A 25,473-nucleotide genomic window follows, 5' to 3' on the forward strand; every position below is an offset into this window, starting at 1 on the left:
CGTCCGTGCATCCGCAAGGCGCAGGTTAGCCGAGCCTGCCCTTGCTGGCGCCGCACGAATTTCCGGCGTAGGTTTGGCGTTGTCGAAGACTGGACTTAGTCCAAAAGTAAGCCAAGCCTAAACTCATCTGGGGATCTCGTGGCCATCCTCGACGCCGAAGCGGCACTCCATCAGGCACACCGCGACAACCACACGCACCGCGACGTCAACGGCGGCTGGCTGCGGCCGGCGGTCTTCGGCGCGATGGACGGCCTGGTCTCCAACCTCGCCCTGATGACCGGTGTCGCGGGCGGGTCGGTGAGCCAGCACACCGTCGTGCTCGCCGGGCTCGCCGGACTGGCCGCCGGTGCCTTCTCCATGGCGGCCGGCGAGTACACCTCCGTCGCCTCCCAGCGGGAGCTGGTCGAGGCGGAGCTGGACGTCGAGCGGCAGGAGCTGCGCCGGCATCCGCAGGACGAGGAGGACGAGCTGGCCGCCCTGTACGTCGCCCGGGGCGTCGAGCCCGGCCTCGCCAGGCAGGTGGCCCGGCAGCTGTCGAAGGACCCGGAGCAGGCCCTGGAGATACACGCCCGCGAGGAGCTGGGCGTGGACCCGGGCGACCTGCCCTCCCCGCTGGTCGCGGCGGTGTCGTCCTTCGGCTCGTTCGCGCTCGGCGCGCTGCTGCCGGTCCTGCCCTACCTGCTGGGCGCGAGCGCGCTGTGGCCCGCGGTGCTGCTGGCCCTCATCGGGCTGTTCGCCTGCGGTGCGGTGGTGGCCAAGGTGACCGCGCGCACCTGGTGGTACAGCGGTTCGCGGCAGCTTGTCCTGGGTGGTGCCGCCGCCGGTGTGACGTACGCCCTGGGCGGTCTGTTCGGAACGGCCGTAGGATGAGGTGGCTGGAACTTATACACCGGCACGCATACATTGCCGTTACTCGCGGGTTTCAGCCGAATGACCACGGGGCATGAGCCGTAAGCGCTGTGGGCAATGAGGCCCCCCGTGCAACCCTTGCGAGGGGATGGCGGTGCCGCCTTCCCCGCCCTTCAGGGCCGACGGACGCGAATCCGACCGGTTTCGGCCGCGCCGGCCCCCACCGAGACCTCCACCGCCGGGCGTGCGGACACATCGCCACCCCGCGGTGCCCGCATGTTGGAACGGACTATCCGCTTCCCGAGAACCGGTCCATCATGTAACCTGCACGAAATTTCTGACTTGCGCAGAGGGCCAACGTCGTCCCTCGGCACCAGCACATGCCACCTGACGACGACGGGAGAGCCGATGCGTACGCCGCGCCAGCCGTCCCAGCATGCCGAGAACGGCCGGAACTGGTCGTTCATGGATGCTCGCCCTGCTGCGCAGGGTATGTACGACCCCCGCCTCGAGCACGACGCCTGCGGTGTCGGTTTCGTGGCCACCCTCACCGGCGAGGCCAGCCACACGCTCGTCGAACAGGCACTGACGGTGCTGCGCAACCTGGAGCACCGCGGCGCCACCGGCTCCGAGCCGGACTCCGGTGACGGCGCCGGCCTGCTGTCCCAGGTGCCCGACGCGTTCCTGCGCGAGGTGGCCGGATTCGAGCTGCCCGCCTCCGGCGCCTACGCCGTCGGCATCGCCTTCCTGCCCGTGGACGGCACCGAGGACGCCGTCGCCCGCATCGAGGCCATCGCGGCCGAGGAGAACCTGACCGTCCTCGGCTGGCGCGAGGTGCCCGTCGCCCCCGACCTGCTCGGCGCCACCGCCCGGTCCACCATGCCGGTCTTCCGCCAGCTCTTCGTGACCGACGGCGTCAGCACCGGCATCGCGTTGGACCGCAAGGCGTTCGTGCTGCGCAAGCGCGCCGAGCGCGAGGCGGGCGTCTACTTCCCGTCGCTGTCCGCGCGCACCCTCGTCTACAAGGGCATGCTCACCACCGGCCAGCTGGAGCCGTTCTTCCCGGACCTGTCCGACCGCCGCTTCGCCTCGGCGATCGCGCTGGTGCACTCCCGGTTCTCCACCAACACCTTCCCGAGCTGGCCGCTCGCCCACCCCTACCGCTTCGTCGCCCACAACGGCGAGATCAACACCGTCCAGGGCAACCGCAACTGGATGCGCGCCCGCGAGTCCCAGCTGGACTCCGAGCTGCTGGGCGGCAAGGAGAAGCTGGAGCGGATCTTCCCGGTGTGCACGCCGGGCGCCTCCGACTCCGCCTCCTTCGACGAGGTCCTGGAGCTGCTGCACCTCGGCGGGCGGTCCCTGCCGCACGCGGTGCTGATGATGATCCCCGAGGCGTGGGAGAACCACGACTCCATGGACCCGGCCCGCCGCGCCTTCTACCAGTACCACTCCACGATGATGGAGCCCTGGGACGGCCCGGCCTGCGTCTGCTTCACCGACGGCACCCAGGTCGGCGCCGTCCTGGACCGCAACGGCCTGCGCCCCGGCCGCTACTGGGTCACCGACGACGGTCTGGTCGTCCTCGGCTCCGAGGTCGGCGTCCTCGACATCGACCCGGCCAAGGTCGTCCGCAAGGGCCGCCTGCAGCCCGGCCGCATGTTCCTGGTGGACACCGCCGAGCACCGCATCATCGAGGACGACGAGATCAAGGCGTCCCTGGCCGCCGAGCAGCCCTACACCGAGTGGCTGCAGGCCGGCGAGATCGAGCTGGGCGACCTGCCCGAGCGCGAGCACATCGTGCACACCCACGCCTCGGTCACCCGCCGGCAGCAGACCTTCGGCTACACCGAGGAGGAGCTGCGCGTCATCCTCGCGCCGATGGCCCGGACCGGTGCCGAGCCGATCGGCTCCATGGGCACCGACAGCCCCATCGCCGCGCTCTCCGAGCGCCCCCGGCTGCTCTTCGACTACTTCACCCAGCTGTTCGCGCAGGTCACCAACCCACCGCTGGACGCCATCCGGGAGGAGCTGGTCACCTCCCTGCGCTCCTCGCTGGGCCCGCAGGGCAACCTGCTGGAGCCGACCGCCGCGTCCTGTCGCAGTGTCGTCCTGCCCTTCCCGGTGATCGACAACGACGCGCTGGCCAAGCTCATCCACATCAACGCCGACGGCGACATGCCCGGCTTCAAGGCCGCCACCATCTCCGGCCTGTACCGGGTCGCCGGCGGCGGCCAGGTCCTGGCCGGGCGCATCGACGAGATCTGCGCCGAGGTGGACGCCGCGATCGGCAACGGCGCCCGCCTGATCGTCCTGTCCGACCGCCACTCCGACGCCGAGCACGCGCCGATCCCGTCGCTGCTGCTCACCGCGGCCGTCCACCACCACCTCATCCGCACCAAGCAGCGCACCCAGGTGGGCCTGCTGGTCGAGGCCGGCGACGTCCGCGAGGTCCACCATGTCGCCCTGCTCATCGGCTACGGCGCCGCCGCAGTCAACCCCTACCTGGCGATGGAGTCGGTGGAGGACCTGCTGCGCGCGGGCACCTTCCTCAACGGCGTCGAGCCGGAGCAGGCCATCAAGAACCTGATCCACGCCCTCGGCAAGGGCGTGCTGAAGGTCATGTCCAAGATGGGCATCTCCACCGTCGCCTCCTACCGCGGCGCCCAGGTGTTCGAGGCCGTCGGCCTGGACCAGGAGTTCGTCGACAAGTACTTCAACGGCACCACCACCAAGATCGGCGGTGTCGGCATCGACGTCATCGCCCAGGAGGTCGCCGCCCGCCACGCCAAGGCCTACCCGCCCTCCGGCATCGCCCCGGCCCACCGCGCGCTGGAGATCGGCGGCGAGTACCAGTGGCGCCGCGAGGGTGAGCCGCACCTGTTCGACCCGGAGACGGTCTTCCGCCTCCAGCACTCCACGCGCACCGGCCGCTACGACATCTTCAAGAAGTACACCCAGCGCGTGAACGAGCAGTCCGAGCGCCTGATGACGCTGCGCGGCCTGTTCCGTTTCAAGTCCGGCCGGAAGCCGGTCCCGATCGAGGAGGTCGAGCCGGCCTCCGAGATCGTCAAGCGGTTCTCCACGGGCGCGATGTCGTACGGTTCCATCTCCAAGGAGGCGCACGAGACCCTCGCCCTCGCCATGAACCAGCTGGGCGGCAAGTCCAACACCGGTGAGGGCGGCGAGGACCCCGAGCGCCTGTACGACCCGGCCCGGCGCAGCGCGATCAAGCAGGTCGCCTCCGGCCGCTTCGGCGTGACCAGCGAGTACCTGGTCAACGCCGACGACATCCAGATCAAGATGGCCCAGGGCGCCAAGCCCGGCGAGGGCGGTCAGCTGCCCGGCCACAAGGTGTACCCGTGGGTGGCGAAGACCCGGCACTCCACGCCGGGCGTGGGACTGATCTCCCCGCCGCCGCACCACGACATCTACTCCATCGAGGACCTGGCGCAGCTGATCCACGACCTGAAGAACGCCAACCCGCAGGCCCGGATCCACGTCAAGCTGGTCTCCGAGGTCGGCGTCGGCACGGTCGCCGCCGGTGTGTCCAAGGCGCACGCGGACGTCGTGCTCATCTCCGGCCACGACGGCGGCACCGGCGCCTCCCCGCTGACCTCGCTCAAGCACGCGGGCGGCCCCTGGGAGCTGGGCCTGGCCGAGACGCAGCAGACCCTGCTGCTCAACGGCCTGCGCGACCGGATCGTGGTGCAGACCGACGGCCAGCTCAAGACCGGCCGCGACGTGGTCGTCGCCGCGCTGCTGGGCGCCGAGGAGTTCGGCTTCGCCACCGCTCCGCTGGTCGTCTCCGGCTGCGTGATGATGCGCGTGTGCCACCTGGACACCTGCCCAGTCGGCATCGCCACCCAGAACCCGGTGCTGCGCGAGCGGTTCACCGGCAAGGCCGAGCACATCGTCAACTTCTTCCACTTCATCGCCGAAGAGGTCCGCGAGCTGCTCGCCGAGCTGGGCTTCCGCTCCATCGAGGAGGCCGTCGGCCACGCCGAGGTGCTGGACGTCGAGCGCGCGGTGAACCACTGGAAGGCGCAGGGCCTGGACCTGGAGCCGCTGTTCCACGTGCCCGAGCTGCCCGACGGCGCGGTGCGCCACCAGGTGGTCGCCCAGGACCACGGCCTGGAGAAGGCGCTGGACAACGAGCTGATCAAGCTGGCCGCGGACGCGCTGTCGGCGCCCGGCAGCGCCGAGGCCCAGCCGGTGCGCGCCCAGGTTGCGATCCGCAACATCAACCGCACGGTCGGCACCATGCTCGGCCACGAGGTGACGAAGAAGTTCGGCGGCGCGGGCCTGCCCGACGACACCATCGACATCACCTTCACCGGCTCCGCCGGCCAGTCCTTCGGCGCGTTCGTCCCGCGCGGCATCACGCTGCGCCTGGAGGGCGACGCCAACGACTACGTCGGCAAGGGCCTGTCGGGCGGCCGGATCATCGTCCGCCCGGACCGCGCGGCCGACCATCTCGCCGAGTACAGCGTCATCGCCGGCAACACCCTCGGCTACGGCGCCACCAGCGGCGAGATGTTCCTGCGCGGCACGGTCGGCGAGCGGTTCTGCGTCCGCAACTCCGGTGCCACGGTCGTCTCCGAGGGCGTGGGCGACCACGGCTGCGAGTACATGACGGGCGGCCGCGCGGTCGTGCTCGGCGAGACCGGCCGCAACTTCGCGGCGGGCATGTCCGGCGGCATCGCCTACGTCATCGACCTGAACCGCGACAACGTCAACCCCGGCAACGCCCGGTGCATCGAGCCGCTGGACGAGGCCGACAAGCAGTGGCTGCACGAGGTGGTGCGCCGCCACCAGCAGGAGACCGGCTCCACCGTCGCCGAGAGGCTGCTGGCCGAGTGGGACACCGCCGTCGAGCGCTTCAGCAAGATCATCCCCAGCACCTACAAGGCAGTGCTCGCCGCCAAGGACGCCGCCGAGCGAGCCGGTCTGTCCGAGACCGAGGTCACCGAGAAGATGATGGAGGCGGCGATCAATGGCTGACCCGAAGGGCTTTTTGAACCACGGCCGTGAGGTCGCCAGGACCCGTCCGGTCGAGGAGCGCGTCAAGGACTGGAGGGAGGTCTACGTCCCCGGCTCGCTGCTGCCGATCATCTCCACGCAGGCCAGCCGGTGCATGGACTGCGGCATCCCGTTCTGCCACAACGGCTGTCCGCTCGGGAACCTGATCCCGGAGTGGAACGACTTCGCCTACCGCGAGGACTGGGCGGCCGCCTCCGAGCGCCTGCACGCCACCAACAACTTCCCCGAGTTCACGGGCCGGCTGTGCCCGGCCCCGTGCGAGTCGGCGTGCGTGCTGGGCATCAGCCAACAGCCGGTGACCATCAAGAACGTCGAGGTGTCGATCATCGACAAGGCGTGGGAGGCCGGGCGCGTCGTCCCGCAGATCCCCGAGCGCCTGTCCGGCAAGACCGTCGCGGTCATCGGCTCGGGCCCCTCCGGTCTGGCGGCGGCCCAGCAGCTCACCCGCGCCGGCCACACGGTCGCCGTGTACGAGCGCGCCGACCGCATCGGCGGCCTGCTCCGCTACGGCATCCCCGAGTTCAAGATGGAGAAGCGGCACCTCAACCGCCGTATCGAGCAGATGCGCGCGGAGGGCACCCGCTTCCGCACCGGCGTCGAGGTCGGCCGTGACATCAGCGCGGCGGACCTGCGCAAGCGCTACGACGCCGTCGTGCTGGCCGTGGGCGCCACCACCCCGCGCGACCTGCCGGTGCCGGGGCGCGAGCTCAAGGGCATCCACCAGGCCATGGAGTACCTGCCGCTGGCCAACAAGGTGCAGGAGGGCGACTACGTCACCTCCCCGATCTCCGCCGAGGGCAAGCACGTCGTCGTCATCGGCGGCGGCGACACCGGCGCGGACTGCGTGGGCACCGCCCACCGCCAGGGCGCGGCCTCCGTGACCCAGCTGGAGATCATGCCCCGCCCCAACGACGTGCGGGACCCCGTGGGCCAGCCCTGGCCGACCTTCCCCATGCTGTACAAGGTCACCTCCGCGCACGAGGAGGGCGGCGAGCGGATCTACTCCGCCTCCACCACCCGCTTCGAGGGCGACGAGGACGGCAATGTGCAGTGGCTCCACCTGACCGAGGTGGAATTCGTCGACGGCAAGCCGACCCCGAAGCCGGGCACCGAGCGCACGATCCCCGCCCAGCTGGTCACCCTCGCCATGGGCTTCACCGGCACCGACCGGGTCAACGGTCTGGTCGAGCAGCTCGGCCTGGAGCTGGACGCGCGCGGTAACATCGCTCGCGACGCCGGCTTCCAGACCAACGTGCCGGGCGTGTTCGTCGCCGGTGACGCCGGCCGCGGCCAGTCGCTCATCGTGTGGGCGATCGCCGAGGGCCGCTCCGCCGCCCGCAGCGTGGACCGCTACCTGACGGGCGCCAGCGACCTGCCGGCCCCGATCCGTCCCACGGACCGCGCCCTGGCCGTCTGACCGGCCCCACGACGTCCCGTACAACGGCGTACGGAACACCCACGGCGCCTGCCCACCGTCCCCGACCGGACCACCGGGCAGGCGCCGTAGCACATACGGAACCGGCCGGCGTCACGTGTCGCACTCCAGCACCGTCCGGCACAGCCCGCACCGTGCCCGGATCCGGCCCCGCACCGGCACCCTGATCCGCTGCCGGCAGGTGGGGCAGGCGAACGACACCCGCAGCGGCTCCCCGTCCGTCCGCACGAAGGAGTACGGCGCCGCCGGCTGCCCGGCCGGCGGCCCGCCCTGGTTCTGCGCCTCCCGGCGGTCACGGGCGTAGTGCCGCCGGCCCCTCCAGCCGGCCGCCGTGAGCGGCGGCTGCTGCTCGTCCCGCCGGGCCAGCGCCCGCCCGTCGAGATACGCCTCGTAGCCCTGCGGGCTGGTGAACCACGTCGACGGGTCCTCGCCGAACACCAGCGCCCGCTTGGCCAGGACGTACCCGAACTCCTCCGGAGTGAGATAGCCGAGCTTCTGCGAGGAGACCCCGTCCTGCCGGAAGGCGTCCAGCAGCAGCCAGCCCGCGCCCAGATAGGTCGCCGCCGTGTCCGTGAGGATCTCGTTGTCCCGCAGCCCGGGGAACGACAGGTCCATGCGGTGCAGGCAGACGTGCATCACCTCGTGCGCCAGAGCGGCGCCGATGTCCTGGCGGTGGGTGCGGAACCGGTCGTTCAGCTCGACGAAGTACTCCGGGCCGGCCGTCAGCTCCACGTTCGCCGCGTGCGTCATCTCCCGGAAGCTGACGATGAGGCGGGCGTCCGGCAGCCGGTAGTGCCGCACCAGCTCCCGCGCCACCCGCTGCGCCCCCAGATGCAGATCGTCCGTGTCGCAGAACGCCACGTCGCCGGGGGAGACGCTGGTCGCGAAGGTCCGCACACCGGCGTACGACAGCCGGCGGTAGAGCGCCGTGATCGCGGCGCGCACCGTCTCCAGATGCGGGTAGCCGTGTTCGACCGGTCCGTCGTCCGCCACGCCGTGCTCCCAGGGACGCCTGGCCTGCTTCCACTGTAGGCGGGCCGGTCCGTCCCGTCCCCGGGCCGCGTCCGGCCCGGCGTCTCACGCAGTGTTCCCGCCCGGCGTCTCACGGAGTGTTCCCGCCCGGCGCGGGGCCGTCCGCACCCCGTAGGGTGAGGCGTCATGAGCACCAGCAGCACCGGTGGCGGCGACATCGACCCCGCCGTCCTGAAGGAACTGACGCGGCTGCGCGACAGCATCGACAACATCGACGCGGCCATCGTCCACATGCTCGCCGAGCGCTTCAAGGCGACCCAGCAGGTCGGGCATCTCAAGGCCGAACACCGGCTGCCGCCCGCCGACCCGGCCCGCGAGGCCCGGCAGATCGCCCGCCTGCGCGCCCTCGCCGAGGACGCCCGGCTCGACCCGGCCTTCGCGGAGAAGTTCCTCAATTTCATCATTGCCGAGGTCATCCGCCACCACGAACGCATCGCCGAGGACTCCGCCGCGAAGACCGCGCCGGCGAGCTGAGCGGCCCGCGCGCCGGGGGGCGACGCGGCCTGGTGGCAGCGGGTCCGCTGCCACGCGCGTGAGGCGCACGCGGGACGGGGAATCGGACCCGCCCCGCCGGGGCACGGCCGGCCGCGTGAGCGGGGCGTGCGAGGACGCTGCGGCGGCCGGGCGGTGCCCGGCGCCGGACGGACCGCGCCGGTGCGGGGTTCGGGGCCGCACGGGTGCCGCGGGCCGCCCCCGGATGCCCCCTCGTGCCCCGCCGACGCCATCGGGCAGCATGGCCTGCATGTCCGTACTCACGCGCGACGAAGCGCAGATTCGAGCCCAGCTCCTCGACGTCCACCACTACGCCGTCGACCTCGACCTGACCACCGGGGACGACACCTTCGGCTCCCGGACCGTCATCCGGTTCACCGTGCGCGCCGGCACGGACGGCGGAGCCGGTACCGTCACGGACACCTTCGTCGAGCTGAAACCGGCCGAGCTGCGCTCCGCGACCCTGGACGGACAGCCGCTGGACCCCGGAAGCCTCACCGGCAATCGCCTGCCCCTGAAGAACCTCACGCCCGGTGTGCACGAGCTGCGCGTCGACGCCGCCATGCGCTACTCCCGCACCGGCGAGGGCATGCACCGCTTCACCGACCCCGCCGACGGCGCAACCTACGTCTACACCCAGCTGTTCCTGGACGACGTGCAGCGGGTCTTCGCCGCCTTCGACCAGCCCGACCTCAAGGCCGTCTTCGAGGTGACCGTCAAGGCCCCCGAGAGCTGGACCGTCCTCGCCAACGGCGTCACCGAGCGCACCGCGGACGGCGTGTGGAAGGCCGCCCCCACCCCCCGCATCTCCACCTACCTCGTCGCCGTCGCCGCCGGACCCTGGCACTCCGTGCGCACCGAGCACCGCGGCCTGCCCTTCGGCATCCACTGCCGCCGCTCCCTGGCCCCCCACCTGGACGCCGACGCCGAGGAGATCCTCGGCATCACCCGCGCCTGCTTCGACCGCTACCACGAGAAGTTCACCGAGCCGTACCCCTTCGACTCCTACGACCAGGCGTTCGTCCCGGAGTTCAACGCCGGCGCCATGGAGAATCCCGGACTGGTCACCTTCCGCGACGAGTACGTCTTCCGCTCCGCCGTCACCGACGCCGAGCGCCAGGCCCGCGCCCGGGTGATCGCCCACGAGATGGCCCACATGTGGTTCGGCGACCTGGTCACCCTCAGGTGGTGGGACGACATCTGGCTGAACGAGTCGTTCGCCGAGTACATGGGCTACCAGACCACCGCCGAGGCCACCCGCTTCACCGACACCTGGACCCAGTTCGGCGTCTCCCGCAAACCCTGGGGCTACGACGCCGACCAGCGCTCCTCCACCCACCCCGTCGCCCCACAGGCCGTCGCCGACACCGCCTCCGCGCTGCTCAACTTCGACGGCATCTCCTACGCCAAGGGTGCCTCCGCGCTGCGCCAGCTGGTCGCCTGGCTCGGCGAGAAAGACTTCCTCGCCGGCATCAACACCCACGTCCGGCGGCACCGGTTCGGCAACGCCTCCCTGGCCGACTTCCTCGACTCGCTGGCCTCGGCCACCGACCGCGACGTCCACGCCTGGGCCGCGTCCTGGCTGCGCACCACCGGCGTCGACACCCTCGTCCCCACGCTGCGCACCGACACCCCGTACTGGCACCTGGACATCGACCACCGGCCCGGCACCGTCGAGCCGGCCCGGCGCACCCCGGCGGCGGAAGCCGGCGCCCGCACCGACGGCGGCAGCCGCCCGCATCACATCACCGTCGGCGTCTACGACCGGGACCTGCACGACGCCGGCCGTCTGGTGCTGCGCACCCGCGCGGAAGCGGACATCCCGGCCGGCGGCAACGCCGGGATCAGCTCCACCGGCCCGCGCCCCGCCCTGGTCCTGCTCAACGACGGCGACCTCACCTACGCCAAGATCCGCTTCGACCCCCAGTCCTTCCGGACGATCCGGGCGAGCCTGTCCGGCCTGCCCGACCCGCTGGGCCGCGCCGTCGTCTGGAACGCGCTGCGCGACGCCGTCCGCGACGGCGAACTGCCCGCCGGGACGTACCTGGAGATCGCCCGCACCCATCTGCCGCACGAGACCGACCTGGCGCTCACCGACGCGGTCCTCACCTTCGCCCGCACCCACATCGCCGACCGCTATCTGCCCCCGGAGCGGCGGCCGGCCGCCCTGGCCACGCTCACCGACCTGTGCCGCGACCTCATCCGCCGCACCGAGGACGGCGACCACCCCGGGCTGCGGCTGACCGCCGTGCGCCATGTCATCGACGCGGCGGTCCACCCCGACACCATCGCCGCCTGGCTCGCCGACGGCACGGTCCCCGGCGGACCGGAACTCGACCCCGAACTGCGCTGGCGCGTCCTCGCCCGGCTCGCCGTCCTCGACGCCGTCGACGAGGCCGCCATCGCCGCCGAACTGGAGCAGGACCCGTCCGCCACCGGCCGGGAGGGTGCCGCCCGCTGCCGTGCGGCGCTGCCCGACGCCCGGGCCAAGCGCGCCGCCTGGGAGGCGATGTTCGCCTCCGACGAGCTGTCCAACTACCTGTTCACCGCGACCGCCCAGGGCTTCTGGCAGCCCGAACAGGCCGACCTGGTGGGGGAGTACGTGCCGCGCTACTACGAGGACGCGGTCGCCGTCGCCGCCCGGCGCGGACCGGCCATCGCCGCCGCGGCAGGACGCTGGGCGTTCCCCGTGCACGCCGTCGACGCCGGGCATCTCCGCCTCGGCGACACCTGCCTGCGCGAGGCCGGCCCGATCCCGGCGCTGCGGCGCCAGCTCGCCGACCAACTCGACGACCTGGAGCGGGCGTTGCGCGTCCGCCGGGCCGAGCGACAGCGGCAGGAGACCGGACGGCCGGATGCGGACCGGGCCGGGGCACAGGTGTAGGACGGGCCCCGTCCTGCCGGAGCCGGCGGCGGGAGGGCGGGCCGCACACCGGACACGGTCCGCCTAGGCTCGGAGCACTGACGGGCGATCAGCCCGCTACCGTCCGAGCCACGGAGGAAAAACCGTGATCGTAGTCACCGGCGCCACCGGCAATGTGGGCCGTGCCCTCGTCGAGCGTCTCGTCGCCGCAGGCCGGCCCGTGCGCGCGCTGACCCGTGACCCGCAGCGGGCCGGCCTGCCCGACGGCGCCGAGGTGGTCCGCTTCCAGCCGGACGACCTCGGCGCCGCGTTCACCGGGGCGTCCCGGCTCTTCCTCTACGCGCAGGCGGCCGGCGGACGGCCGGACGCCCTGCTGGCGGCGGCCCGCGCGGCCGGCGTCCGGCACGTCGTCCTGCTGTCCTCGGCCATCGTCGCCGAGGGCGCCGACACCACCCACCCCATCTACGTCATGCACGCCACCGTGGAGGAGCAGATCCGCGACAGCGGTTTGGCGTGGACCTTCCTGCGGCCGGGCGCCTTCGCCACCAACTCCCTGCAGTGGGCGCCGCAGATCCGGTCCGGGAACACCGTCCGCGGCGTGTACGCCGACGCCCGGTCCGCGCCCGTCCACGAGGACGACATCGCCGCCGTCGCCGAACGCGCCCTGCTCGACGGCGGACACGAGGGCGCCGTCCACCGGATCACCGGCCCTGAGGCCGTCACCAACGCCGGACAGATCGCCGCCATCGGCCGCGCCCTGGGCCGCGAGCTGGTCTTCGAGGAGCTGCCGCCCGACCAGGCGGGTCCCGAACTGTTCCCGCACGTGCCGCCGCACACGCTGCAGGGGCTGCTGAAGACCTTCCGGGCCTCCGTCGGGTCCACCCCGGAGATCACCGACACCGTGGAGCGGATCACGGGCACTCCCGCCCGGACCTTCGCGCAGTGGGCCGAGGACCACAAGGCCGACTTCCAGGCCTGACGGGCACCCGCGCACCGCCGCGCGGTCACCGGTCACGGGATGCGTCCACCGTGCCGCACGCGGGTCCTTTGCCGGCACGGCCCAGGTTCCCCCGCTTGGCCGGTACCCGCGTCCGGTTTCCGGTCGTTGAGCCTTCCGGGCGTGCCCGGCAGCCGGTGAGGACGCCGGAGCCCTGCCCCGGCAGCCCGGAGGACAGTGCATGAGTACTCCGCCCCCACGGCCGCCGCAGGCCCGGCCGGCCTTTGGACCCGAAGGCGCCGCGACCCTGCGGCCGTTGCTCTCCGCCGTGCTCGACGCCCTCGACAGCGGCCGGCGCGCCCGCGGCGGCCCGCTGCCCGCGGGCGGACCGCCGGCCGTGGCCGCCCGGCTGCGCGACGCCGTCGGGGACGTGCTGCCCGAGCAGGGCGACCCGCGGGCCCTGCACACGCTCGTCCACGCCCTCGCCGAGGGCGCCGCCGACCCCGCCGACCCGCTGTGCGCCGCCCATCTGCACTGCCCCCCGCTCGCCGTCGCCGTCGCGGCCGATCTCGCCGCCGGTGTCCTCAACCCCTCCCTCGACTCCTGGGACCAGGCCCCCGCCGCCGTGGAGCTGGAGGCCGTCGTCACCCGCGCACTCGCCCGTCTGGCCGGGCTCGCCGACGCCGTCGTCACCACCGGTGGCACCGAGTCCAACCAGCTCGCCCTGCTCCTGGCCCGCGAAGCCCACGAGGGAGCCGTCCGCCTGGTGTGCGGGGCCAACGCGCACCACTCGCTGCCCCGCGCCGCCTGGCTGCTCGGTCTGCCCGACCCCGTCGTGGTGCCCGCCCCGGCCGGCATCCTCGACCTCGCCGCCCTGGAGGAGGCCCTCCGCGGTCTCGGCGGTCCGCGCGGCTGTCTCGTCGTGGCCGCCACCGCCGGCACCACCGACGCCGGCCTGATCGACCCCCTGCCGCAGATCGCGCGGCTCTGTGCCGCCCACGGTGCCCGCCTCCACATCGACGCCGCGTACGGCTGCGGCCTGCTGTTCAGCGACCGTCACCGGGCCAAGCTCACCGGTCTCGACGCCGCCGACACCGTCGCCCTCGACCTGCACAAGCTCGGCTGGCAGCCGCTCGCCGCCGGACTGCTCGCCGTGCGCCGGCCGCACGAGCTCGGCGTCCTGCACAGCCGGGCCGACTACCTCAACGCCCCTGACGACACCGAGGCCGGCCTGCCCGATCTGCTCGGCCGCTCCCTGCGCACCAGCCGGCGCCCGGACATCTTCAAGATCGCTGTCACCTTGAAAACCCTCGGCCGCACCGGCCTCGGCCGCCTCGTCGACACCGTGTGCGCCCGCGCGCAGGAGCTCGCCGGCCTCGTTCAGGCCCGTCCCGGCCTGGACCTGTACGGCCCGCCCGCCATCAGCACCGTCCTGTTCCGGCCGGCCGGCGCCGACGACGGCACCGTGGCCGCCGTACGCCGCACCCTGCTCACCGAAGGACGCGCCGTTCTCGGCCGCGCCCGCCTCGCCGGGCGGCTGTGGCTGAAGGCGACCGTCCTCAATGCCGACACCCGGCCCGACGACCTGGCCACCCTCGTGAAACTGGTGGAAGGAAGCACCCGCGCATGAACCACCCGGCAGCCGTCCCCGCCCACCCGCCACGGCACACCCCCGACGCCCCCTGCGACCTCGTCGGCATCGGCATCGGACCGTTCAACCTGTCCCTCGCCGCGCTCGCCCACCCGCTCGGCGGGCTGGACACCGTCTTCTTCGACCGGCGTCCCCGCTTCTCCTGGCATCCCGGCCAGCTCATCGACGGCGCCCGGGTCCAGGTGCCCTTCCTCGCCGACCTGGTCAGCCTCGTCGACCCGGCCAGCGAGTGGAGTTTCCTGAACTATCTCAAGGACGCCGGACGCCTCTTCCCGTTCTATGTCGCCGAGCGCCTGCACATCGAACGCGCCGAGTACGACGCCTACTGCCGCTGGGTGGCCGACCGCCTCCCCGGACTGCACTTCGGCCACCGGGTCGACGCCGTCCGCTGGAACGCCGAGCACCGCCTCTTCGAGGTCGACTACAGCCGGCCCGGCGCCGACGGCGCGGCGGAGTCCCTCGGCCGTGTCCACACCCGCAACGTCGTCCTCGGCATCGGCACCGAACCGCACATCCCCGAGCCCCTCAGACCCCTCACCGGTGCCCCCGGCGCCCCCGTCGTCCACGCCGCCGACTATCTCGACCACCGTGACGCGCTGCTCGCCGCCGGCCATGTCACCGTCGTGGGCACCGGGCAGTCCGGCGCGGAGATCTTCCTCGACCTGCTGCGCCACCGCCCGGCCGGCGCCGAACGCCTCACCTGGATCGGCCGCACCGAGGCCTTCGCCCCGATGGAGTACTCCAAGCTCGGCCTGGAGCACTTCACCCCGGACTACACCCGCTACTTCCACGCCCTGCCCGAGCCTGTACGGGACCGGCTGGTGGCCGCGCAGTGGCAGCTGTACAAGGCCGTCGACGCCGGCACGCTCGCCGAGATCCACGACGAGCTGTACCAGCGCTGCCTGCGCGGCGGCTGGCCGGACGCCGTCCTCACCCCCGGGGTGCGCGTGCGCACCGCCGGCCGGGTCGCCGGCCACACCGTCGAACTGCACCTCGAGCACACCCAGCAGGGCACCCGCAGCACCCTCACCACCGAGGCCGTCGTCCTCGCCACCGGCTACCGGCCCCGCCCGCTGCTGCCGCTCATCGCCGGGCTCGACCCCTATCTGGAGCGCGACGGCAGCGACCGCCCCTGCGTCGACGAGCACTACCGGCTCGTCCTGGACCCCGCCGTCGCCGCCACCGGCTGCCACGTCTACGTCCAGAACGCCGGGCTGCACACCCACGGCGTCGGCTCCCCGGACCTCGGGCTCGCCGCCTGGCGCAGCGCCACCATCCTCAACGCGGTCACCGGGGCCGAGACCTACCCCCTGCCGGACCGCACCGCCTTCACCACCTTCGGCCTGGACGCACGACGGCCCCGGATCCCGTCGCGGCGCCGGTTCAGGGAACTCACGCCGCTGGCCGACGGAATCTGAGGATCCCCGCACCCGGCCGCCTGCCAGGTCCGGCTGCGGGCGGCGCACCGGCAGGTCACCGCACGCTGCGTGTCAGAACACCGGGGTGCCGTCGCGGGTCAGCTTCCAGTCCTCGGAGGCGAAGTCCTTCGGGTCGAGCTCACCCTTGGCGGTGACCCACTCGGCGATCCGGGTCCGGATCTCCGTCGACTCCGACCACACCTCCTTCGCCGACGCCACGTGCGGGAACGCGCCGCCGCCGTTGGCCCGGTAGTTGTTCACCGCCAGCACGAACTGCTGCGTGTCGTCCAGCGGCGCGCCGTCGAACGTCAGGTTCTTGATCCGCGAACCGGCCGGCTGGGCGATGTCGATCTCGTACTGCAGCCCCGAGACGTAGTCGTAGTTGTAGTCCGGGCGGTCGTTCGCGTTCGTCAGCTTGTCCGGGTCCACCGGCGCGCCGGCGGGCGTATGAACGTAGTACTCCGCCGAGTACTCGAGGTAGTCCCGCACCTGGGCACCCGTCAGCAGCTTCGCCACCAGCGTGTTGTCGTACACGTACAGGCCGGCCAGGTCCCGGATGGTCACATCGCCCGCGGGGATCCGGGCGGTCCGCGAGAACGGGGAGGCCTGCGCGATCACCGGCAGCGAGGCGTATTCGGTGCCCGCCAGCGCCTCCTTGACCGTGTCCTCCTGCACCTTGGTGATCAGGTCGATGATCGGTGCGTCCTTGTAGCGGGCCTCGGCCGTGGTCAGCGTCTGCGTCGCCCGGCCCACGACCTGGTTGACGTAGGCCACGACCTTCTTGTGCTCGTCGGTGAGCAGCCGGGTGATCTCCGGGTCGTCCTCGACCTCGTTGGAGTTGCGCAGCGAGGCCGAGACCGATTCCACCTGCCACCGGCCCCTGTCGTACACCAGCTCGATGTCGAAGAGCGTCAGCCGCTCCGCGAAGCACAGCGGCTCGGAGAGCACGACCGTCTTCCCGGTCTGCTCGTTGACGATCTTCAGCTCCGGGATCTCCAGGTGTGCGTGCCCCACCAGGATCGCGTCGATCCCCGGCACCTGCCGCGCCACGTTCGCGGCGGCGTCCTCCACGTAGGGCAGTTGGTCGCCGTAGGAGGAGGTGCCCGACGTGCCCGAGTGCGCCGACACGATCACCACGTCAGCGCCCATGGAGCGCAGCTTCGGCACCCAGATCGCCGCCTGCTCCTCCAGGCCGGGGAAATCCAGCTTGCCCTGGACGTTCGCCTTGTCCCAGATGGCGATGCCCGGGTTCGTCAGCCCCAGGACCGCCACCTTCACCGGGGGGCCGCCGTGCACCCGGAACGTCTTGAACATGTACGGCCGGAACGCCGGCCGACGGGTCGTCGCGTCCACCGCGTTCGCCCCGAGCAGCGGGAAGTCGCACTGCTGCTCGAACTTCCGCAGCGTCTCCAGGCCGTAGTTGAACTCGTGGTTGCCCAGCGCCGCGGCGTCGTAGCCGATGGCGTTCATCGCCTGTGCCATCGGGTGCACCGGGCCGCCCTGGTCGGTGATCGGGTCCACCTTGGCGTAGTAGTACGTCAGCGGGGTGCCCTGGATCGTGTCGCCGGCGTCCAGCAGCAGCGTGTTCTCCCGGCCCTTGTCCGCGCGGATCTGCTCGACCAGGGTCGCGATCCGGGCCAGGCCCTGGGCGTTGCCGGCCGCGTCGGAGTACTCGGTGTCGGCGTAGTAGTCCCAGTTGAAGACGTGCCCGTGCAGGTCGGTGGTGCCCATCACGGTCAGCGCGTACCGCTTGGGGTGCTTGCCCTTGCCGTGCGCCGCGCCGGCCGGTGCGGCCTGCGCCGCCGGAGCCGCCACCGCACCCGCCAGCGCCACCCCCGCCCCGGTCGCGGCGGACTGTGTCAGGAACTTCCGGCGGTTCAACGCCATGTCTGTCTCTCCTCGCGCAGGTGAACAGGGCGACGCGGGTGCACGCGGGCGCACTCCGGCGGACGCGCGTAGATTCTGACCTGAGCATGGCGAGGCGCAACAGGTCCGCCACGTTGCGATCCGATGACCGGCGGCCCCGCGGACACCGAATCCGAGGCTCCGGAGCGCTCGCCGGAGCGCCTGTCCGCACACCTGTCGAATGTCAACGCCCCTTCACCCAAAGGACGTTGAACAGCAACCTGGCGCCCCGTCGCTACCCATGGGTAAGGCCTAGGCTCGAACCATGCGCCGAGCAAAGATCGTCTGTACTCTGGGGCCCGCCACCACCACGTACGACCAGATCAAGGCACTGGTCGACGCCGGAATGGATGTCGCCCGCATCAACCTCAGCCACGGCGACCACGCCGAACACGAGGAGCGCTACCGGCACGTCCGCCGGGCCGCCGACGAGACCGGCCGCAGCATCGGACTCCTCGCCGACCTGCAGGGTCCCAAGATCCGGCTCGGACGCTTCCGCGAAGGCCCCGTCCTGCTCGAGCGCGGCGACCGCTTCACCATCACCGTCGAGGAAGGCGTCGAGGGCGACCACAGCATCTGCGGCACCACCTACGCCGGCCTCGCCGAGGACGTCACCCCCGGCGAGCGCATCCTCGTCGACGACGGCAAGGTCGCCCTGAAGGTCACCGCCGTCGACGGCCCCCGCGTGCACACCGAGGTCGTCGAGGGCGGCATGGTCTCCGACCACAAGGGCCTCAACCTGCCCGGCGTCGCCGTCTCCGTCCCCGCCCTGTCCAAGAAGGACGAGGAGGACCTGCGCTGGGCGCTGCACACCGGCTTCGACGCCGTCGCCCTCTCCTTCGTCCGCAGCGGCCGCGACGTCCTCGCCGTGCACCGCATCATGGACGAGGTGGGCCGCCGCCTCCCCGTCATCGCCAAGATCGAGAAGCCGCAGGCGGTGGAGGCCCTCGACGACATCGTCGCCGCCTTCGACGGCGTCATGGTCGCCCGCGGCGACCTCGGGGTGGAGATGCCCCTCGAACAGGTCCCCATCGTCCAGAAGCGCGCGATCAAGCTCGCCCGGCGCAACGCCAAGCCGGTGATCGTCGCCACCCAGATGCTCGACTCCATGATCGACAACCCGCGCCCGACCAGGGCGGAGGCGTCGGACGTGGCCAACGCGGTGCTCGACGGCACGGACGCGGTGATGCTCTCCGGCGAGACGAGCGTGGGCAAGCACCCGGTCGTCACGGTCCGCACCATGGCGAAGATCCTCGCCGCGGCGGAGGAGGACCTCCTGGCCAAGGGCCTGTCGCCGCTCACCGACAGCTCCAAGCCCCGCACCCAGGGCGGCGCGGTGGCCCGCGCCGCGGCCGAGATCGGCGACTTCCTCGGTGCCAAGTTCCTCGTCGCCTTCACCCAGTCCGGCGACACCGCCCGCCGGCTGTCCCGCTACCGCTCCCCGATCCCGCTCCTCGCCTTCACCCCCGAACCGGCCACCCGGTCCCAGCTGAGCCTGTCGTGGGGCGTGGAAACCTTCCTCGGCCCCAGCGTCGACTCCACGGACGCGATGGTGGCCCAGGTCGACGAGCTGTTGCTGCGCTCCGGCCGGTGCCAACGGGGCGATGCGGTGGTGATCACGGCCGGCTCCCCTCCGGGCGTCCCGGGCGCGACCAACATGGTCCGCGTCCACCACATCGGGGTGGACGACTGCCCCCGGTAGCCGGGGCGGTGCGCTCAGGTGCCCGGACGGGCCCGGGCACCGGCCGGTACGCTCAGGTGCCCGGGCGGCGAAAAGGCGCCGGCACACAAAGAAGCGGATGTCCGCCACGGCGAGAACATCCGCTTTTCGCTGCTTTCCCTCGATCGAAGGTCAGGTGCCCCGGGTGGGATTCGAACCCACACTGAATACCTTTTGAGGGTATCGTCTCTGCCGATTGGACTACCGGAGCCTCTTAGAACCGAAGGTCAGTGTAGCCCCTCGGTCCCTCAAACATACAGGAGATAGGTAGGCTCTTGTCAGCACCACCCTGCCCAGAACGAGGAGCTTCCGTGACCGCCGAGTCGCCCCAGCCCGTGAACGTCCCCGACGAGGACAAGTCGCACGTGCCCCCGGTGACGACCCGTGTCGTCATCGCGGAGGACGAGGCGCTGATCCGGCTGGATCTCAAGGAGATGCTCGAGGAGGAGGGCTACACGGTCGTCGGCGAGGCCGGGGACGGTGAGCGTGCGGTGGAACTGGCCCGGGAGCACCGCCCCGACCTGGTGATCCTCGATGTGAAGATGCCGAAGCTGGACGGCATCTCGGCCGCGGAGAAGATCGCCGGGGAGCGGATCGCGCCGGTGCTGATGCTGACCGCGTTCTCGCAGCGCGACCTGGTGGAGCGGGCCCGGGACGCCGGTGCGATGGCGTACCTGGTCAAGCCGTTCAACAAGAGCGACGTCGTGCCGGCGATCGAGATGGCCGTCTCGCGGTTCACCGAGCTGAAGGAGCTGGAGAAGGAGGTCGCGGACCTCGCCCAGCGACTGGAGACCCGCAAGCTGGTGGACCGGGCGAAGTCGATTCTGCAGACGGAGTACGGGCTGACCGAGCCGGCCGCGTTCCGCTGGATCCAGAAGACGTCGATGGACCGCCGTATGTCGATGCAGCAGGTCGCCGAGGCGGTCATCAAGGACAACGAGGAGAAGAAGGCCGCGAAGAACGGCAAGTCCGCCAAGGGGTGAGCGGCCGAGCCGTCCTCGAGGGTGTTCGGGCCCGCGCTCCCCGGCCGGGGACCGCGGGCCCTCTGCGTACCGTGCGCACTTGCGCGTTGGACCGGCAGGCGAACCGCCGGGGCCGTGCCGCCGGTACGGCCCCCGACGCGGCCGGCGGCCCCCGCGCGGCACCGGACGGAACGTCTGTCCGCAAGGAGCGCATGTCCGATCCGACCGCCGCCTCCAGGGCCCCGGGCCGGGTCCTCGACGGCGCCGGCGCCGAGAGCCGGCAGGTCCGGGACGCCGTACGGGACTTCGTCGAGACGGTCACGTTCGCGACCGCCGACGAGATCGTCGCGATGCCGCGGGAGGTGCTCGCGGAGGACGTCACGGCCCTGCCGCCGTGGGCGCGCCGGCTCGCCTGCCGGCTGGCGTGCCTGCAACGCCCCGGCGATCCGGAGCTGTTGCGGCAGGCGGCGGCGGACCTGCTGTGCTTCGGCCCGGACCGGGACGAGCAGGCGGAGGAACTGACGCGGCGGGCGGAGGAGCTGGAGCAGCAGCGGTGCGCCGGGGAACGACGCGGGCCGCCGCCCGGCGGTGACCGGGGCGGCGGCCCGCGTTAGGCCGACCGGCGGAACCGGCGGATCAGTCCTCGCCCAGATACGCCTTGCGGACGGACTCGTCGTGGAGAAGGCCCTGCCCGGTGCCGGACAGGACGATGCGGCCGATCTCCATGACATGGCCCTGGTCGGCGAGCGAGAGCGCGGCCTGCGCGTTCTGCTCGACCAGCAGGATGGTGGTGCCCTGGGCCTTCAGCTCCGCGATGGTGGACATGATCTTCTGCATCATGATGGGGGACAGGCCCATGGAGGGCTCGTCCAGCATCAGCAGTTTGGGCTGGGACATCAGGGCACGGCCCATGGCGAGCATCTGCTGTTCGCCGCCGGAGAGGGTGCCGGCCGCCTGCTTTCTGCGTTCGCCGAGGATGGGGAAGAGATCGTAGGCGCGCCGTATGTCCTTTTCGACGCCGTCCTTGTCCTTGCGGAGAAAGGCACCGAGGCGGAGATTGTCCTCGATCGTCATCCGGGGGAAGATGTGCCGGCCTTCGGGGGAGTGGGCCAGCCCGAGCGAGACGATCTGATGCGCGGGCATTCTCTTGATGGATCTGCCGTTGAACTTGATCTGGCCCCCGACCGGTTTGAGAAGCCCGGACAGGGTGCGCAAAGTGGTGGTCTTCCCGGCGCCGTTGGTGCCGATGAGGGTGACGACCTGGCCGGCCTCGACCGTGAACGAGATGCCTTTGACGGCCTCGATCTTGCCGTAGGCGACGCGGAGGTCCTCGACTTCGAGCAGTGCGGTCATCGGTCCGTCTCCTTGCCGGGCGCGGCGTCACGGGTGGGGTCGGCCGGGGGTGCCCCGGCCGTCGCCTCGGCCTGGGCCTCGGCCTCGCGGACCTCCGCGGCCTCCTCCGCCCCGGGTGCGCCCTCGAATGGCTCGCCCAGATAGGCGGCGACGACGCGTTCGTCGCCCTGGACGGTGGCGCTGTCGCCCTCGACGAGCTTCTCGCCCTGCACGAGGACGGCGACGCGGTCGCAGAGGTTGAAGATGAAGCGCATGTCGTGCTCGATGACGAGGACGGCGATGCCCATGTCCCGGATGGCGAAGACGAGTTCCTCGGTGGCCCGGGTCTCCTGGGGGTTCATGCCGGCGGTGGGCTCGTCCAGCAGGAGCAGGCCCGGTTCGCTGGCGAGGGCGCGGGCGATCTCCAGCTTGCGCTGTTCGCCGTAGGGGAGGTTGCGGGCGAGATGGTCCGCCTTGTCGGCGAGCCCGACGAAGTCCAGCAGTTCCATGGCGCGGGCGCGGGAGGCGGCCTCCGCCCGGTGGAAGCCCGGGCCGCGCAGCACGGCGGACCAGAACCCCTCCTTGGTGCGGGTGTGGCGTCCGACCAGGACGTTCTCCAGCACGGTCATGTTGGCGAACAGCCGGATGTTCTGGAAGGTGCGGGCGATGCCGGCCGCGGTGACCTTGAACGACTTCGGCGGCAGCACGGAGCCCTTGTAGCGGACCTCGCCCTCGGTGGGGACGTACAGCCCGGTGAGGCAGTTGAAGAACGTGGTCTTCCCGGCGCCGTTGGGGCCGATCAGGCCGACGATCTCCGAGTTGTGCACGGTCAGGTCGACGCCGCGCACCGCGGTGAGGCCGCCGAAGCGCATGGTGACGCCGCGCGCCTCGAGGACGGGCTCGCCGGGCGCGGCGGGCTGCGGTGCGGCGGAGGTGGTGGTGTCGGTGGTCATGGTGGTCAGGCCCCTGTCCTGCCGAGGGCTGCGGGCGCGTCGGCTGCGTCGTGGAATTCGAGTCGGCGGCGTCGGTTGGGGATGAGGCCTTCGGGACGGAAGCGCATGAGCAGGATGAGGGCGACGCCGAAGGCGAAGAGCTGGTAGTCCCCGAGGAACTGCAGCTTGTTGGGGATGAGGAAGAGCAGCGCGGCACCGATGAGGGGGCCGGCGATGGTGCCCATGCCGCCGAGGACGACCGCGGCCAGCAGGAAGGCCGAGTTGGGCGGGATGGCCCCGGCGAACAGGTACTGCTCGGGGGTGACGGTGTAGGTGACGTGGGCCTGGACGGTGCCGGCGAGTCCGGCGAGGCAGGCGCCGACGGCGAAGGCGATCAGCTTGACGCGGAAGCCGTTGATGCCCATGGCGAGCGCCGCGGTCTCGTCCTCGCGGATGGCGACCCAGGCCCGGCCGATGCGGGAGTTGCCGCTGCGCCGGAAGACGAGGACCACCACGGCCGTGACGACCAGCATTAGGAAGAAGTAGTTGGCGAAGCGTCCGATGGTGAAGCCGCCGACGGAGTGCGGGGCGCCGAAGTCGAAGCCGAGGATGTCCAGGTTGGGGATGGAGGAGATGCCGTTGGAGCCGTTGGTCAGATCGGGCCCCGAGGTGCCGTCGAGGTTGTTGGCGGTGATGCGGAAGATCTCCCCGAAGCCGAGGGTGACGATGGCGAGGTAGTCGCCGCGCAGCCGCAGGGTCGGGGCGCCGATGAGGACACCGAAGACGAGCGAGGCCACCGCGCCGATGAGGACCGCCGCCCAGAAGGGGAAGTGCACGCCGAAGGGCGAGCTGGGCGAGCCGGAGACCAGGGAGGCGGCGTAGGCGCCGACACCGAGGAAGGCGACGTAGCCCAGGTCGAGCAGCCCGGCGAGGCCGACGACGATGTTCAGGCCGAGGGCGACCGTGGCGAAGATCAGGATGTAGACGCCCAGGGTCGCGTACTGGTCGTCGGTCTGGGTGAAGGGGAACAGTGCGGCGGCGACGAAGGCCCCGCACAGGGTGACGTTCTGGTGCCGCCCGGTGATCTGCGTGGCGTGGGCGACGAGACCGGCCTTGTTCAGGGCGGCGAAGCCGAAACCGGCCAGCAGCAGGAATCCGATGAAGAGTTCGTCGTACGAGGTGCCGATGCCGTAGGTGAAGACGGTCAGGCCGAGCGCGAGGATCGCGACGACGACGAGGATCTCGGCCCAGGAGGGCAGCTCGCGCAGGGGGCGGGGGCTGCCGGAGGCGAACGCGGCCTTGACGGTCTGCCAGCCGTGGGCGAGACGGTGGGCGGTCTTCTCCCAGGCGGTGCTGTCGGGGTCGACGGGGTCCGGCTCGGGCCGCTCGAACGGCAGGGCCAGGGCGCCGACGAGGGCGGCGAGGCTGGTGACGGCGACGATCCAGCCGCCGGGTTCCAGGTTGACCAGGCCGCCGAGTTCGACGCTGATGGCGAGGACGGTGTACCAGGCGGTGGCGAAGGTGCCGAGAGCGGCGAGCTTCACGGCCGCGTCGGCGCCGGCCGGGGCGATCCGGCGCACACCGCGGACGCCGTGGGAGGCGAGGGCGAACAGGGTGGTGAGCACGCCGCCGATCAGGACCAGGACCTGCAGGCCGCCGGGGTAGCCGTAGACGGTGAGGTCGCCGGGGAACTCGGCGGTCCAGGTCCAGGCCAGGAAGGTGGCGGCGACGGTGAGCACGCCGCCGCCGGCGGCCAGGGCCCGTCCGACGGGCGCGGGTATGCCGAACAGGCCGGAGGCCTTGGCGCCGAAGGCGGGGGCGCTCGGGGTCTCGGGTGCGGTGATCTGTGTGGTCATCGGTGTCACGCCCTGTCCGCGACGCGCTCGCCGAGCAGACCCTGAGGCCTGAACAGGAGCACGAGGATGAGGAGTACGAAGGCCCAGACGTCTGCCCAGGACTGGCTGCCGAACTTGTCCATGCCGGGGATGTCGGCGATGTAGGCGGTGGCGAGGGTCTCGGCGATGCCGAGGACGACGCCGCCGATCATGGCGCCGTAGATGTTGCCGATGCCGCCGAGGACGGCCGCGGTGAACGCCTTCAGGCCGAGGATGAAGCCCATGCGGAACTCGATCTGGCCGTACTTCAGGCCGTAGGCGACGCCGCCGACCGCGGCGAAGGCGGCGCCGAGGGCGAAGGCGACCACGATGATGCGGTCGGTGTTGATGCCCATGAGCCCCGCGGTGTCCGGGTCCTGCGCGGTGGCCTGCATGCCGCGCCCGGTGCGGGTCCGCATGACGAAGTAGGCGAGGACGGCCATGCTCACGGGGGCGGCGCAGATCAGGAAGATGTCGCCGGTCTGGATGGTGACGCTGCCCAGATGGAAGGGGCCGCCGGGGATCTGTGGGAAGGTGCGGGCGGACTTGGCGTCGGGGTACCAGGCCCAGACGGCCTGCTGCAGGGCGAGGGACAGGCCGATGGCGGTGATCAGCGGGGCCAGCCGGGGAGCCGTGCGCAGGGGGCGGTAGGCGAATCGTTCCGCTCCCATGGCGACCAGCACGGCGACGACGATGGCGCCGATCAGCATCAGGGGCAGGGCGATCCACATGGAGGTGCCATCGGGCAGGATGTACGCGTAGACGGTCAGGGCGCCGAAGGCGCCGGTCATGAAGATCTCGCCGTGGGCGAAGTTGATGAGCTGGACGATGCCGTAGACCATCGTGTAGCCGATGGCGACCAGCCCGTACATGGCTCCCAGGAGCAGGCCGTTGACCAGCTGCTGCGGCAGTTCGTTCACCGCATGTCCTCCGAGACGTTCGGATGTGCGACGGATGTGACCGGATGCGAGTGCGCGCGGGGCGCCAGTGGAACAGCGCCCCGCGCGGCTGGTGGGTGTGCGGGCCTG

Annotated in this window: 17 protein-coding genes and 1 tRNA gene; 11 read left to right on the plus strand and 7 right to left on the minus strand. The window is 71.7% G+C overall.

Annotated features, from left to right (window positions below):
* Nucleotides 1-138: 138 nt before the first annotated feature.
* The 3 genes from IE286_RS04280 to IE286_RS04290 all read left to right on the plus strand — a co-directional run bounded on the left by IE286_RS04280 (nt 139) and on the right by IE286_RS04290 (nt 7,309).
* A complete protein-coding gene (locus tag IE286_RS04280) occupies nt 139-870 on the plus strand; it encodes a VIT1/CCC1 transporter family protein (RefSeq protein WP_189795242.1) in 732 nt (243 codons plus the stop codon).
* 471 nt (nt 871-1,341) lie between these two features.
* On the plus strand, nt 1,342-5,853 hold the full coding sequence (gene gltB / locus IE286_RS04285) for a glutamate synthase large subunit (RefSeq protein ID WP_189795243.1): 4,512 nt from the start codon (nt 1,342-1,344) through the stop codon (nt 5,851-5,853).
* Nucleotides 5,846-7,309 (plus strand): glutamate synthase subunit beta, encoded by a 1,464-nt coding sequence (locus tag IE286_RS04290; RefSeq protein ID WP_189795244.1) that lies wholly within the window; start codon nt 5,846-5,848, stop codon nt 7,307-7,309. Before gltB ends, IE286_RS04290 begins: the two co-directional genes overlap by 8 nt.
* 111 nt (nt 7,310-7,420) lie before the next feature.
* On the opposite strand, the gene IE286_RS04295 is transcribed toward IE286_RS04290, so the two are convergent.
* Nucleotides 7,421-8,320, minus strand: a complete 900-nt coding sequence (locus IE286_RS04295) for a hypothetical protein (protein ID WP_189795245.1) — start codon at nt 8,318-8,320, stop codon at nt 7,421-7,423.
* Nucleotides 8,321-8,485: 165 nt separating this feature from the next.
* Here IE286_RS04295 and IE286_RS04300 point away from each other — a divergent pair, with 165 nt between their 5' ends.
* The 5 genes from IE286_RS04300 (at nt 8,486) to IE286_RS04320 (ending at nt 15,720) form a co-directional block, all read left to right on the plus strand.
* A complete protein-coding gene (locus tag IE286_RS04300; protein ID WP_189795246.1) occupies nt 8,486-8,833 on the plus strand; it encodes a chorismate mutase in 348 nt (115 codons plus the stop codon).
* 259 nt (nt 8,834-9,092) lie between these two features.
* Nucleotides 9,093-11,735 (plus strand): aminopeptidase N, encoded by a 2,643-nt coding sequence (pepN, locus tag IE286_RS04305; RefSeq protein WP_189795247.1) that lies wholly within the window; start codon nt 9,093-9,095, stop codon nt 11,733-11,735.
* A 124-nt stretch (nt 11,736-11,859) separates the two neighbouring features.
* Nucleotides 11,860-12,693 carry an NAD(P)H-binding protein gene (locus IE286_RS04310; RefSeq protein WP_189795248.1) on the plus strand — a complete coding sequence of 278 codons (834 nt, stop codon included), beginning with the start codon at nt 11,860-11,862 and terminating at the stop codon, nt 12,691-12,693.
* 199 nt (nt 12,694-12,892) lie between these two features.
* Nucleotides 12,893-14,281, plus strand: coding sequence for a pyridoxal phosphate-dependent decarboxylase family protein (locus IE286_RS04315; protein WP_189795249.1), 1,389 nt, complete (start codon nt 12,893-12,895; stop codon nt 14,279-14,281).
* The gene (locus IE286_RS04320; protein WP_189795250.1) at nt 14,278-15,720 is read left to right on the plus strand and encodes a lysine N(6)-hydroxylase/L-ornithine N(5)-oxygenase family protein; all 1,443 of its coding nucleotides are present in this window, start codon (nt 14,278-14,280) and stop codon (nt 15,718-15,720) included. The genes IE286_RS04315 and IE286_RS04320 overlap by 4 nt, the downstream gene beginning before the upstream one ends.
* Nucleotides 15,721-15,792: 72 nt before the next feature.
* Here the strand turns inward: IE286_RS04320 and IE286_RS04325 are convergent, their stop codons facing one another.
* Nucleotides 15,793-17,607 (minus strand): bifunctional metallophosphatase/5'-nucleotidase, encoded by a 1,815-nt coding sequence (locus IE286_RS04325; protein ID WP_189795251.1) that lies wholly within the window; start codon nt 17,605-17,607, stop codon nt 15,793-15,795.
* Nucleotides 17,608-17,890: 283 nt separating this feature from the next.
* Here IE286_RS04325 and pyk point away from each other — a divergent pair, with 283 nt between their 5' ends.
* The gene (gene pyk / locus IE286_RS04330; protein WP_189795252.1) at nt 17,891-19,327 is read left to right on the plus strand and encodes a pyruvate kinase; all 1,437 of its coding nucleotides are present in this window, start codon (nt 17,891-17,893) and stop codon (nt 19,325-19,327) included.
* A 155-nt stretch (nt 19,328-19,482) separates the two neighbouring features.
* Here the strand turns inward: pyk and IE286_RS04335 are convergent.
* A tRNA-Leu gene (locus IE286_RS04335) sits at nt 19,483-19,556 on the minus strand.
* Between the two features lie 100 nt (nt 19,557-19,656).
* Here IE286_RS04335 and IE286_RS04340 point away from each other — a divergent pair.
* Together IE286_RS04340 and IE286_RS04345 are read left to right on the plus strand one after the other, a co-directional pair.
* Nucleotides 19,657-20,328, plus strand: a complete 672-nt coding sequence (locus IE286_RS04340) for an ANTAR domain-containing response regulator (RefSeq protein ID WP_189795253.1) — start codon at nt 19,657-19,659, stop codon at nt 20,326-20,328.
* A 191-nt stretch (nt 20,329-20,519) separates the two neighbouring features.
* Nucleotides 20,520-20,921 carry a hypothetical protein gene (locus IE286_RS04345; RefSeq protein ID WP_229861941.1) on the plus strand — a complete coding sequence of 134 codons (402 nt, stop codon included), beginning with the start codon at nt 20,520-20,522 and terminating at the stop codon, nt 20,919-20,921.
* Between the two features lie 22 nt (nt 20,922-20,943).
* Here the strand turns inward: IE286_RS04345 and IE286_RS04350 are convergent, their stop codons facing one another.
* Genes IE286_RS04350 through IE286_RS04365 form a run of 4 tightly spaced genes read right to left on the minus strand, consistent with a single transcriptional unit; the run spans nt 20,944 to nt 25,365 of the window.
* Nucleotides 20,944-21,660 (minus strand): ABC transporter ATP-binding protein, encoded by a 717-nt coding sequence (locus IE286_RS04350; RefSeq protein ID WP_189795254.1) that lies wholly within the window; start codon nt 21,658-21,660, stop codon nt 20,944-20,946.
* Nucleotides 21,657-22,592: an ABC transporter ATP-binding protein gene (locus IE286_RS04355; protein WP_189795255.1), complete on the minus strand. Its 936-nt coding sequence runs from the start codon at nt 22,590-22,592 to the stop codon at nt 21,657-21,659. Before IE286_RS04355 ends, IE286_RS04350 begins: the two co-directional genes overlap by 4 nt.
* 5 nt (nt 22,593-22,597) lie before the next feature.
* Nucleotides 22,598-24,427 carry a branched-chain amino acid ABC transporter permease gene (locus IE286_RS04360; protein ID WP_189795256.1) on the minus strand — a complete coding sequence of 610 codons (1,830 nt, stop codon included), beginning with the start codon at nt 24,425-24,427 and terminating at the stop codon, nt 22,598-22,600.
* A 5-nt stretch (nt 24,428-24,432) separates the two neighbouring features.
* Nucleotides 24,433-25,365, minus strand: coding sequence for a branched-chain amino acid ABC transporter permease (locus IE286_RS04365; protein WP_189795257.1), 933 nt, complete (start codon nt 25,363-25,365; stop codon nt 24,433-24,435).
* Nucleotides 25,366-25,473: the final 108 nt, after the last annotated feature.

Origin of the sequence: Streptomyces thermodiastaticus (assembly GCF_014656135.1) — a bacterium.
Classification (GTDB): Bacteria; Actinomycetota; Actinomycetes; order Streptomycetales; family Streptomycetaceae; genus Streptomyces; species Streptomyces thermodiastaticus.

Excerpts from the sequence above, each read along its gene's own strand:
- IE286_RS04355 (WP_189795255.1), bottom strand. The coding sequence starts at position 22,592 with ATGACCACCGACACCACCACCTCCGCCGCACCGCAGCCCGCCGCGCCC.
- pepN (WP_189795247.1), top strand. The coding sequence starts at position 9,093 with ATGGCCTGCATGTCCGTACTCACGCGCGACGAAGCGCAGATTCGAGCC.
- IE286_RS04325 (WP_189795251.1), bottom strand. The coding sequence starts at position 17,607 with ATGGCGTTGAACCGCCGGAAGTTCCTGACACAGTCCGCCGCGACCGGG.
- IE286_RS04315 (WP_189795249.1), top strand. The coding sequence starts at position 12,893 with ATGAGTACTCCGCCCCCACGGCCGCCGCAGGCCCGGCCGGCCTTTGGA.
- IE286_RS04300 (WP_189795246.1), top strand. The coding sequence starts at position 8,486 with ATGAGCACCAGCAGCACCGGTGGCGGCGACATCGACCCCGCCGTCCTG.
- IE286_RS04360 (WP_189795256.1), bottom strand. The coding sequence starts at position 24,427 with ATGACCACACAGATCACCGCACCCGAGACCCCGAGCGCCCCCGCCTTC.
- IE286_RS04290 (WP_189795244.1), top strand. The coding sequence starts at position 5,846 with ATGGCTGACCCGAAGGGCTTTTTGAACCACGGCCGTGAGGTCGCCAGG.
- IE286_RS04350 (WP_189795254.1), bottom strand. The coding sequence starts at position 21,660 with ATGACCGCACTGCTCGAAGTCGAGGACCTCCGCGTCGCCTACGGCAAG.
- IE286_RS04320 (WP_189795250.1), top strand. The coding sequence starts at position 14,278 with ATGAACCACCCGGCAGCCGTCCCCGCCCACCCGCCACGGCACACCCCC.
- pyk (WP_189795252.1), top strand. The coding sequence starts at position 17,891 with ATGCGCCGAGCAAAGATCGTCTGTACTCTGGGGCCCGCCACCACCACG.
- gltB (WP_189795243.1), top strand. The coding sequence starts at position 1,342 with ATGTACGACCCCCGCCTCGAGCACGACGCCTGCGGTGTCGGTTTCGTG.
- IE286_RS04345 (WP_229861941.1), top strand. The coding sequence starts at position 20,520 with ATGTCCGATCCGACCGCCGCCTCCAGGGCCCCGGGCCGGGTCCTCGAC.